The organism is Arthrobacter sp. 05L45_2 (assembly GCF_056397525.1).
Map to the genome: position 1 here is coordinate 23,894 of NZ_JBFTNO010000007.1, position 11,487 is coordinate 35,380.

General features: G+C 65.9%; 8 protein-coding genes. All 8 read left to right on the forward strand.

From position 1 onward, the window contains the following. The 8 genes from serA (at position 1) to AC1DHD_RS01460 (ending at position 11,446) form a co-directional block, all read left to right on the forward strand. Positions 1-1,596, forward strand: coding sequence for a phosphoglycerate dehydrogenase (gene serA / locus AC1DHD_RS01425; RefSeq protein ID WP_476877966.1), 1,596 nt, complete (start codon positions 1-3; stop codon positions 1,594-1,596). 203 nt (positions 1,597-1,799) lie between these two features. Next, complete coding sequence (locus AC1DHD_RS01430; RefSeq protein ID WP_476877967.1) at positions 1,800-4,589, forward strand: ABC transporter permease; 2,790 nt, start codon at positions 1,800-1,802, stop codon at positions 4,587-4,589. Continuing rightward, positions 4,586-5,353: an ABC transporter ATP-binding protein gene (locus AC1DHD_RS01435; RefSeq protein ID WP_476877968.1), complete on the forward strand. Its 768-nt coding sequence runs from the start codon at positions 4,586-4,588 to the stop codon at positions 5,351-5,353. Before AC1DHD_RS01430 ends, AC1DHD_RS01435 begins: the two co-directional genes overlap by 4 nt. Before the next feature lie 9 nt (positions 5,354-5,362). After that, positions 5,363-6,922, forward strand: coding sequence for a methionine--tRNA ligase (gene metG, locus AC1DHD_RS01440; RefSeq protein ID WP_476877969.1), 1,560 nt, complete (start codon positions 5,363-5,365; stop codon positions 6,920-6,922). A 356-nt stretch (positions 6,923-7,278) separates the two neighbouring features. Further along, the gene (locus AC1DHD_RS01445; RefSeq protein ID WP_476877970.1) at positions 7,279-8,202 is read left to right on the forward strand and encodes a hypothetical protein; all 924 of its coding nucleotides are present in this window, start codon (positions 7,279-7,281) and stop codon (positions 8,200-8,202) included. Between the two features lie 420 nt (positions 8,203-8,622). Beyond that, the gene (locus AC1DHD_RS01450) at positions 8,623-9,069 is read left to right on the forward strand and encodes a class F sortase (protein WP_476877971.1); all 447 of its coding nucleotides are present in this window, start codon (positions 8,623-8,625) and stop codon (positions 9,067-9,069) included. A 62-nt stretch (positions 9,070-9,131) separates the two neighbouring features. After that, a complete protein-coding gene (locus tag AC1DHD_RS01455) occupies positions 9,132-10,184 on the forward strand; it encodes a 3-isopropylmalate dehydrogenase (RefSeq protein WP_476877972.1) in 1,053 nt (350 codons plus the stop codon). A 149-nt stretch (positions 10,185-10,333) separates the two neighbouring features. Then, complete coding sequence (locus AC1DHD_RS01460; protein ID WP_476877973.1) at positions 10,334-11,446, forward strand: branched-chain amino acid aminotransferase; 1,113 nt, start codon at positions 10,334-10,336, stop codon at positions 11,444-11,446. Positions 11,447-11,487 lie beyond the last annotated feature (41 nt).

Genomic DNA, 11,487 nt, shown 5'->3' on the forward strand with positions numbered 1-11,487 from the left:
GTGACAAGCACCAAACCTGTTGTACTCCTCGCTGAGGAACTTTCGCCCGCCACAGTCGAGGCCCTCGGCCCGGACTTTGAAATCCGCCAGACCGACGGCGCCGACCGTTCCCAGCTGCTCTCCGCGATCGCCGACGTCGACGCGATCCTGATCCGCTCCGCCACCCAGGTGGACGCCGAAGCCATTGCCGCCGCGAAAAACCTCAAGGTCATCGCCCGCGCCGGCGTCGGACTGGACAACGTCGATATCAAAGCCGCCACCCAGGCCGGCGTGATGGTGGTCAACGCGCCGACGTCGAACATCGTCTCCGCCGCCGAACTGACGGTCGGCCACATCCTCAGCCTCGCCCGCCATATTCCGCAGGCCTCCGCCGCGCTAAAGGACGGCGAGTGGAAGCGCTCCAAGTACACCGGCACGGAGCTGTTCGAGAAGAAGGTCGGCATCATCGGCCTCGGCCGGATCGGCGCGCTCGTCGCGGCCCGCCTGAAGGGCTTCGACACCAAAATCCTCGCGTACGATCCCTACATCACCTCCGCCCGCGCCGCCCAGCTGGGTGTGCAGCTGGTGACCCTGGACGAGCTCCTGGCCCAGTCGGACTTCATCACCATCCACATGCCGAAGACCCCGGAAACCGTTGGCATGCTCGGTGCGGACGCTTTCAAGAAGATGAAGAGCACGGCGTACGTCGTCAACGTCGCCCGTGGCGGCCTGGTGGACGAGGAGGCGCTCTACGCCGCCCTTGAAGCCGGCGAGATCGGCGGCGCCGGCGTCGACGTCTTCGTCAAGGAGCCCAGCACTGACCTGCCGTTCTTCAAGCTCGATAACGTGGTGGTGACTCCGCACCTGGGCGCCTCCACCGACGAAGCCCAAGAAAAGGCCGGCGTCTCGGTCGCCAAGTCCGTCCGCCAGGCCCTCGCCGGCGAACTGGTGCCCGACGCCGTGAACGTCGCCGGCGGCGTCATCGCTCCGGACGTCCGCCCCGGCATTCCCCTCATCGAGAAGCTGGGCCGGATCTTCACAGCCATGACCCACGCCTCGCTGACGCAGTTCGACGTCGAAGTGGCGGGCGAGATCTCCGAACTCGACGTCAAGGTGCTCGAACTCGCAGCCCTCAAGGGCATCTTCGCCGACGTCGTCACCGAACAGGTTTCCTACGTCAACGCCCCTGTCATCGCCGAGCAGCGCGGCATCAACGTCCGGCTCATCACCACCCCGGATACGGAGTCGTACCGCAATGTCCTGACCCTGCGGGGCGCCCTCAGCGACGGCAGCCAGATCTCGGTGGCCGRCACGCTGACCGGACCCAAGCAGATCCAGAAGCTCGTTGGCATCAACGGCTTTGAGGTGGAAATCCCGATCAGCGAACACCTGGTGGTYGTGGCCTACTCYGACCGKCCCGGCGTSATYGGMACCATCGGCCAYATCCTSGGCATGAACAACATCAACATCGCCGGAATGCAGGTGGCCCGGCAGACCGAGGGCGGCCAGGTCCTGGCTCTGCTGACCATCGACAGCTCCGTCCCGCAGCAGGTCCTGGAAGCCATCAAGGCCGGAATCGGCGCTGACATGGTCCGCGAGGTCGACCTGGAGGACTGAGTCCCCGCCGCGGACGCCGGCGGCGGCAACACCGCCGCCGGCGGCCACGAATGAGCGGCCGGTCTGCGTACAATGGCTAGGTCCGAATTTCGGATTAGGCCGGCAGACCGGCCTTTACTTTTGCACACCGGGCCTTGGGACGCCTTCAGCTCCACACGGAGTGAACTGCGGTGTGCGCACGCAATCCAGCTTTCAGGAGCCCAATGAACGCCGTCCAGAGGTTCATCAGAAGCAGAGTGCTTTTGCTGACCGCGTCCATTTTGATCGTGGCCATGTGCCTGTCCGTCCTCGTGCAAGGCCAATCTCAGGCCGCGCTGAACCGCACCGTGGACCAGAACTCACGGGGCCTCTACGACGTCCTCGTCCAGGCCAAGGCGAAGGACAGCGGCGGCCTGATGCAGCCGGAAATCGCCACCGGCCAGGGCGGCATCAGCTTCGACCAGTTGGAATCGATCCGCAAGCTGTCCGGCACCTCGGTGGCGGCCCCCATCAGCCTGGTCTCCCGCGTCTCGCAGAACCTCGAAACGCCGCGGCTCGACGCCACCGACTACCTCGGCTACAACGCGGGCCTGGCCGGTACCGCGGGTGACCCCAGCGCCACCGATCCGTCCAAGTGGCCGGCTGCCGAGTCCGTCCTGAGCGATACGGCCAAGAAGTACCGCCTGACCGCCAGCGCCGTGAGCTCGGACGGCAAATCCGAGCAGACCCTGTTCAAGACCACTGCCGAGGGCTCCCTGGGCAAAGCCAAACTCGTCGAAGAGCAAGTGGCCGGCGGCAAGAGCGTCCGTATCGCGGGCCCGGAGGGGGAGACCGGCATCAAGTTCCCGGCCCCGGCCGGCGGCTCCGAACACAATCTCTTCAACCTCTCCGTCGGGCTGCCCCTCGCTCCCCAGGTCACCGAATCCGTCGTCGCCGTCGACCCCGTCTCAGAGCGCGCCCTCCTGGGCGGGTCCGGCGACTTCCTGGCCCCGCTGGAGAAGGCACCGCCGGCCGATGCCCGCAACGCCGGCGCAATCGGCCGCCACTTCGAAAGCCTCTTCACCAGCGGCATCAGCATGGAGCAGCTCAAAGAAGGCCCCGACTTCCTTGGCGTCAAGCTCAAGTACTGGGCGCCCCTGATGACGCAGTACCAGCAGGCCAAACGCTCCGGCCAGCTCACCGCCGATTCGCAGGCCATTCCCCTGATCGTCCGCTCCGGCACGTCCCTGGACCTGAAGTACTCGGTCAAGATCGAGGAAATCGACGACGCCGGCAACGTCACCAAAGACGTCGGCACCGCTACCCGCTCGCTGGACAAGGACTACCTCCCGTTCGTGTCCAAATCGCCGTTCGCCCTGTCCTGGCCCGGTTCCAAGGACCTGTCCAAGCTGATGGGGGACACCGGCAGCTTCGGCCAGGGCCTGTACAACCCCGCAACGTGGAGCACCGATTTCGCCGCCGCGCCCAAGTACAAGGACGGGAACACGGCCGGAAACGGTGCCGTTGACAAGTCCGCTGTCCCCGGCGACTGGGTCACGGTCAACCGGCTTCCCGAAAAGGGCGCCAATGATGCCCCGGTCGACCAGACACAGCGCACCCCGGTGGATGAGCGGGCGTACCRCGAGAACCTCGCGACCGGCAAGAAGCCTGCCACCCCGCTCGCCATGGTCTACGGAACCTTTGACCCGGCCAAGGTCCAGGAAGCAGCCGGCGACGTCAACCGCCTGCCCCTCGGCGGCTACGATCCGACGCCGATGACCCTGACCAAGGACGCCGACGGCAAGGACGTCGCGCACACCGCGCTCAAGCCCTCGCTGAGCGCCACCGGACTGGTCAGCCAGTCGGCCGGCGCCATCACCGACTACTACGGCCTGGCCGCCGCCCGCGGCTACGAGAAGAACGCCTCCGTCATCGACGCCGTGCGTGTCCGCGCCAATGTGGACGGCAGCTGGAAGCAGGCCCAGCCCGAGGTCGAAAAACTTGCCCAGCAGATCCGTGACATGGGCCTGGAAGCGACCGTCGTGGCCGGCTCCGCCCGTGAGGACGCCAGCATCTTCGTCCCGGGCTACTCCAAGGACGACGCCGGCAAGGAATCACCGCTGGGCACCGTCCAGCAGTCGTGGGTGCGGCAGAACGCCGCCGACGCCGTCTCCGGCTCGCTGACCGGCACCAACCTCACCCTGCTGTTCCTGACCCTGTGCGGTGCCGCTCTCCTGACCGGAGCGTCCACCGTCAGCTATGTCCGCAAGCGCCGGCGCGAAGCCGGAACCCTCCGGGCGATGGGCTGGACGCAGCGGAAGATCCGGTCCTGGGTCCTAGCCGAGTTCGGCGTCGGCGCGGCCCTGCTGGCCGTGGCCGGAATTGCCTTGAGCCTGATCAGCTGGAACCCCGCCACCGCGGTGGTGTCGGCCTCGGTCCTGGTCCTGTACTGCGGCGCAGCCTTCTTCGCCGCACAGCAGCTCCGCCACCGCGAGGTCATCGACCAGGAACCGCAGCACGACGAACGGCTCATCCCTGTGGACTCGCCGCTGACCTTCGCCAGCCGGCAGTTGAGCACCAACAAGTTCAACACCGGCTCGCTGGCGGTCGCCGTCGGCGTCTTCGGTGCCGCCGTGGGCGGCCTGGCCGCACTCCTGATCGACATCCCGCGCGCCGCCGGCGCCAGCGCACTGAGTGGGCTGGCCGCGGCCAGCATCGCCATGCCGAGCATCATCCTGGGTGTCTCCGGGGTGGCCGTCGGGCTCCTGCTGACCATGGTCACCGGCCGGTTCGAGCTCGGTGCCAAGCGGGAGTACCTCGGCATCCTGCAGGCCATGGGCTGGAACCCGGACATGCTGGGCCAGGTCCGCTTCTTCGAAAACGCCATGGTGGGAGCCATCGCCGTGCCCCTGGGTGTCCTCGGCGCCCTCGCTATCGGCTTGCTCCTCGCCCCCTATGCCGCACTCTGGGCCGGAATCGCCGGACTCGTGGCTGTACTTTGCTGGATTCCGATTGCAACGAAAGTGGTCCAATGACTAACGAGCTGAACCTGACCAGGGCGGCCCGGAACCGGATGCCGGAGAGCACCGGGAACGGCAGCCACCAGACCCGCGCCAACACGATCGTGAAAGCCACAGACCACGCCACTCCGCTGGAACTGAGCAACATCACCATCCACTACGGCGGCGGCAAGGGCGGCGCTGAAGCCGTCAACGTCGTTGACGACTTCAACATGACCCTGCACGCCGGCGAAATGCACTGCGTCGCCGGCCGCTCCGGCTCGGGCAAGACCAGCATCCTGACCGTCGGCGCGGGCCTGACCCTGCCGACGTCGGGCCGGGTGTTCTGGGAGGGCGACTCGCTCGAAACCATGGGCGACGACGAGATCGCCGACCGCCGTCGCGCGCTGATCGGCTACGTCGACCAGGGCGGCGCCCTGATTGACGGCATGAGCGCGTTGGAGAACGTCCTGCTGCCCGCCGTGCCCGACGGCGAGGTCGAACAGCGGCGCGACCAGGCCAAGGACCTTCTTGACCTGGTTGGCCTGGGCCGGCGCATGCGCCACCGTCCCGCCCAGCTCTCCGGTGGTGAACGCCAGCGCGTCGCGATCGCCCGCGCCCTGATCCTCGGCACCCGCGTGCTGGTGGTCGACGAGCCCACGGCGAGCCTGGACCGCACCTCGGCCAACCGCATTATCAGCATCCTCAAGGACACGACGTCGGACGGTATCGCTGTGCTCGTGGCGTCACACGACCACGAACTCGTCCGCCAGAGCGATACCCTGACCGAACTGATCTAGGTTTATAACGTGACGCCTTCCGAAAAAACCCCGTTCTACATCACCACGGCCATCAGCTACCCCAACGGGGTGCCKCACATCGGCCACGCCTAYGAGGTCATCGCCACSGACGCGATGGCSCGGTTCAAGCGGCTGGACGGCTAYGACGTCTTCTTTATGACCGGCACTGACGAGCACGGCCTGAAGATGCAGCAGACCGCGGAAAAGGAAGGCATCCCGGTCAAGGAACTGGCCGACCGTAACTCCACGGCATTCCGCCGGATGAGCGACGACCTTGGAATTTCGCTGAACCGCTTTATCCGCACCACTGACCCGGACCACTACGAGGCGGCCAAGGCCCTGTGGCAGCGGATGGAAGCCAACGGCGACATCTACCTGTCCAAGTACGCCGGCTGGTACTCCGTCCGTGACGAGCGGTACTTCGTGGAGGACGAGACCGAGGTCCGCGAGGATGGCCTCCGCTACGCCTCCGAAACAGGCACCGAGGTGACCTGGACCGAAGAGGAAAGCTACTTCTTCAAGCTCTCCGCCTACCAGGACCGGCTGCTGGCCCTCTACGGGGACCAGCCGGACTTCGGTGCACCGCACGGCCGCTTCAACGAGGTCGTTAGCTTCGTCAAGGGCGGCCTGGAGGACCTCTCCATTAGCCGTACCTCCTTCAACTGGGGTGTTCCGGTACCGGGCAACCCTGATCACGTGATGTACGTCTGGGTTGACGCGCTGACCAACTATTTGACCGGCGTCGGGTTCCCGGATACCGAATCGGACAGCTTCCAGAAGTATTGGCCGGCTGATGTCCACGTGATCGGCAAGGACATTTCGCGGTTCCACGCGGTGTACTGGCCGGCATTCCTGATGTCCGCCGGGCTGGAACTGCCCAAGCGGGTCATGATCCACGGACACCTGCACAACCAGGGCGTCAAGATGTCCAAGTCGCTGGGCAACGTCGTGGCGCCAGCAGACTGGGTGGCACAGTACGGGCTGGACCAGGTCCGCTTCTTCCTGCTCCGCGAGGTGCCCTTCGGTGCCGACGGCAACTACAGCCACGACGCCATTGTTGGCCGGATGAATTCGGACCTGGCGAACAACTTCGGCAACCTCGCCCAGCGCTCTTTGTCCATGGTGGCGAAGAACTGCGAGGGCCGCGTTCCGGTTCCCGCCGGCTTTAGCGCGGAGGACGCAGCGTTGCTGGGCCAGGCCAAAGGCCTCCTTGGCATCGCCCGCACCGCTTTCGAGAAGCAGGAATTCAGCCGCGCGCTGGAGGCCATCTGGAACGTTCTGGGTGACACCAACGCCTACTTCGCCGAGCAGGCCCCGTGGGTGTTGCGGAAGACCGACGTCGAACGGATGAACACCGTCCTGTACGTCACCCTCGAAGTACTGCGGATTGTGGCGATCCTCGCCCAGCCGGTCATGCCGACGTCGGCCGGGGCCATCCTGGTTAGCCTGGGCCAGCCGGAGGGCGACGCCCGGGACTTYGCGGCGCTCGACACACCGATCGCGGCCGGCGCAGAGTTGCCCGCACCGGCGCCGGTGTTCCCCAAGTATGAGGAGCCTGCAGAGGCCTAAGGCGCCCCGCCTACTCCGCCGAGGCGGTACCGGGTGGCAATACTCCGTGAGGAGACGATTGCCACCCGGTACCGCCTCGCGGCGCTTAACGCACAGGTAGTTCCGGCCCAAGAACGGGTAATTTCCCGCCCGAAAGGGGCAGCGAATACTCGGGACGCGGCTCTTTCCCCCGCCCTAGCCTGACAGCGTTAGCGGGCTGACAAAGCTGCTGGGGAGTATCTGTCATCACTCATTCTCGCTCTACAAGGCCTCGAACAAACCGTTCATTGGTCTCAGGTGGTTACTCCGCGTAGTTCAGTCAGGTCGGAAACTGACTCTGAACGGAGCGACGTACGGTGAAACGACTAATCGCAACTATGGGGATCTTTGGCCTCGCCCTGCTGGGGAGCGCGGCCACTGCAAATGCAGCACCTCCGAGCAATCCTGCCGGGGTGCACACGGGCGGCTCGTCTGCCGATTCACACCCGGGCAAGCCGGCCGCACCGGACAATTCGAACAAGCCTGATAACGCGAATAAGCCGGACAACTCGAACAAGCCGGATAACCCGAATAAGCCGGACAACTCGAACAAGCCGGACAACTCGAACAAGCCGGACAACTCGAACAAGCCGGACAACTCGAACAAGCCGGACAACTCGAACAAGCCGGACAACTCGAACAAACCGGAAGTTCCGTCCGTGCCCGACAATTCGAACAAGCCGGACAAGGGCGACAAGCCTGGCAACGGCAATGGTGGCCAGTCGGGTGATCACAACGGTAATGGCAACGGCAATGGTGGCCAGTCGGGTGATCACAACGGTAATGGCAACGGCAATGGTGGCCAGTCGGGTGATCACAACGGTAATGGCAACGGAAACGGCAACGGAAACGGGAACGGTGGCGATCACAACGGTGACGGAAACGGCAACGGAAACGGGAACGGGAACGGTGACGGCGATGGACATGGCCACGGCGGAGACCACAACGGTGACGGCGATGGACATGGCCACGGCGGGGACCACAACGGTGACGGCGATCATTGCGGTTGCGATGAGCCGGCCAAGCCCGCGACTCCGCCGGCAGTGAAGCCGGTCAAGCCCGCGACGCCGCCAACCGGCGCAGCCACGGGAGCACCGGCTCCGGTGGTGGCCAACGTTGGGTTCAACGTCCAGACGGCGGTCGCCAGCACTCCTGCTGCGGGCATTCCGCTGTGGCTCTCGCTTCTCACTGGAGTACTCACCGCGGGGGCTGCCACGGCCCTCCTGCGGGGCATGCTCCGAAGCGGCAAAGCCACCAGTTAGGTAAGGTGCGGGCCGGCTGCCAGTGTGCAACCGGCCCGCACAGCCATTGCAACCCCGCACAGTCATTGCAACCAAAGGTACAGCTCACCAGGAGCACTCATGGCCCTCAGCAGCAAAGCCGACAGTTCCGCCACTGCGGCACCCCGCGTCCTGCTGATGCGCGGCCGCGACAAAGTGCTTCTGGCGGCCTGCCTCATTGGACTCCTTACAGCGTGGATCCTCTACGCAGCTTTCGGCGTCAACGGCGTTGGGAACGCCTCGTCCGAGCCCGTAGCGGCATCCCTGCCAACGGCCGCAGCCGCGGCAACTAATCCTGGAGCAGTCGCCCTGCGGCCGAGTCCGGGTCCGTCCGCCGCGCGGCCTCCCGCCTCCCCGAAAGCGGCGCCCCAGCACACGGCACCGCCCAGGGCGCAGGGGCCCGTGGCCTCCGTTCCGCAGCGGATTTCCTACCCGGCGGCGCAGATGGACGTCGCCATTCATCCGCTGCAGCCGACACCGGGTGAGGCTGCAAGCCAGAGCATCGTGCCCCCGGAGACAATGGACGGCTACTGGCTGGCGCCGTTCGGTACGCCGGGGGCCGGATCGACGAATACCACGTACGTCGTCGGACACAGCTGGCAGGGCGTCGAGGCGCCGTTCAATCGGCTAAGCACCTTGGCCAGGCCAGGGGACACGCTGACGGTGCAGACGGCGACCGGAGCCATTGCGTACAAAGTGGACTCCGTCACGACCTACGTGAAAGCGGGTTTGAAAGACAGCCCGATCTGGGCCGTGGTTCCGAACAGGCTGGTCCTGATCTCCTGTTACACCGGTGATCTGTGGGGCCAGAACGTCGCCGTTGTGGCGTCGCCGGTCACAGGGAGCTAGGCCCCTTTCCGCATAATGAGACAATTTGACCAGCATGTGGATTGCGCAGCTACGCTGAATCCATGAGCGCATCCACGATTGACCTGGCAGTTATCCCCGGCGACGGCATTGGCCCGGAAGTAACCGCCGAGGCGCTGAAAGTCCTCGAGAAGGCCGCCGCCGCAGAAGGCATCGTCCTGCAGCAAACCCATTATGAGCTGGGCGCCCAGCACTGGCTCGAGACGGGGGAGACCCTGCCGGCGGAAACCCTGGCGGACCTCCGCACCCGGGATGCGATCCTCTTCGGTGCCGTGGGCGCCGCTCCCGGCGACACCCGCATTCCCTCCGGGATCATTGAACGTGAACTGCTGCTCAAACTCCGGTTCAGCCTCGACCACTTTGTGAACCTGCGCCCCTCCCGGCTGTACGCCGGTGTCGGCAGCCCGCTGGCCAACCCCGGAGAGATCGACTTCATCGTGGTCCGGGAGGGAACCGAAGGGCCCTACGTCGGCAACGGCGGCACCCTGCGCGAGGGGACACCCCACGAGGTAGCCACGGAAGTCTCGCTCAACACCGCTCACGGCGTCGAACGGGTGGTCCGTGATGCGTTCCGCCGGGCCAACGCGCGCCCGCGCAAGAGGCTGACGCTGGTTCACAAACACAACGTGCTGGTCTTCGCCGGGCACCTGTGGAAGCGGACCGTCGAGGCCGTCGCGCAGGAGTTCCCGGAGGTTACCCATGACTACCTCCACGTTGATGCCGCAACGATCTTTATGGTCACCGATCCGGCGCGCTTTGATGTGATCGTCACGGACAACCTCTTTGGTGACATCCTCACCGACCTCGCCGCCGCCGTGACCGGCGGCATCGGCCTGGCCGCGTCCGGAAACATCAATATGGACCGCACAGCACCGTCGATGTTTGAGCCGGTGCACGGCTCGGCTCCGGACATCGCCGGCCAGCAGAAGGCCGACCCGAGCGCCGCCATCCTGTCCGCGGCCCTGTTGCTGGACCACCTGGGCTACACCGCAGCGGCCCGGAAGATCGAGGCGGCAGTGGCAGCCGACGTCGAAAGCCGCGACGGGAGCTTCCGCAGCACCGCCGCGATCGGCGACGCGATTGCCGCCTCTCTCTGACACCCGGCCCGCTCGCCGTCCGGGACGGGGACGACGACGCCCCGGAGGGCCGCTGCAACGGGCGTAAGCTTGTTTCGAATCACCAATATGCTGCCGTGGTCCGAGGATGAACCGCGTTCACACACCAGGCAGCCGACCGTGGAGGAACCATGACCCAGACTGCCCATGGCGTCGAATTCACCCAGCGGCTCTCGGCGACCCCGAAGTCCGCACAAGAACGCGCAGCTATCCTGGCCAACCCGGGGTTCGGCGACTACTTCACTGACCACACCGCAGTGGTCGACTACAGCGTCGATGCCGAGGGCAAGGGCGGCTGGCACGATGCCCGGATCGAACCCTACGGCCCCATCTCGCTTGATCCTTCTGCCGCCGTGCTGCACTACGGCCAGGAGATCTTCGAAGGACTCAAGGCTTACCGCCACGCCGACGGCTCGGTCTGGACGTTCCGGCCCGAGGCCAACGCCGCACGCCTGAACAAGTCCGCGCGCCGGCTCGCCCTGCCGGAACTGCCCGAAGAATACTTCCTGGCCGCCATCCGCGAACTTGTCTCGGCAGACCGCGAGTGGGTTCCTTCCGGCGACGGTGAAGCCCTGTACCTGCGCCCCTTTATGATCGCCACCGAAGCATTCCTCGGGGTCCGCGCCGCCCGCGAGGTCTCCTTCCGCGTCATCGCCTCGCCCGCCGGCAACTACTTCGGCGGGGAGCTGAAGCCGGTATCCATCTGGATCTCCCGCGAATACGCCCGCGCCGGCCGCGGCGGCACCGGGGCCGCCAAGTGCGGCGGCAACTACGCCGCCTCACTGATCGCCCAGCAGGAGGCCGAGGCCCACGGCTGCAAGCAGGTCCTGTTCCTCGACCAGTTCAACGACAACGCCGTTGAGGAACTCGGCGGCATGAACGTCTTCTTCGTGATGAAAGACGGTTCGCTGGTCACCCCCGCCCTCTCCGGCACCATCCTCGAGGGTGTCACCCGCTCCTCCGTTATCCAGGTGGCCCGTGACATGGGCCGCGACGTCACGGAGCGCAAGATCACCCTTGATGAGTGGCGCGASGGCGTTGCSTCCGGCGAAATCGCCGAGGTCTTCGCCTGCGGWACCGCCGCCGTCATCACCCCGATCGGCGTCCTSAAGGACGACACCGAATTCATCGGCTCCGAGGACGCGACCGCGGGGGAGACCACCATGGCCATCCGCGCCCAGCTGCTCGGCATCCAGACCGGCACGGTCGAGGACACCCACGGCTGGCTGACCCGCCTGGCATAGCCTGTCCGGATAAGTACGACGGCGGCCCRCACCATTTGGTG

Coding starts and splice junctions, on each gene's coding strand:
- AC1DHD_RS01435 (WP_476877968.1), top strand. CDS start 4,586: ATGACTAACGAGCTGAACCTGACCAGGGCGGCCCGGAACCGGATGCCG.
- AC1DHD_RS01455 (WP_476877972.1), top strand. CDS start 9,132: ATGAGCGCATCCACGATTGACCTGGCAGTTATCCCCGGCGACGGCATT.
- AC1DHD_RS01445 (WP_476877970.1), top strand. CDS start 7,279: ATGGGGATCTTTGGCCTCGCCCTGCTGGGGAGCGCGGCCACTGCAAAT.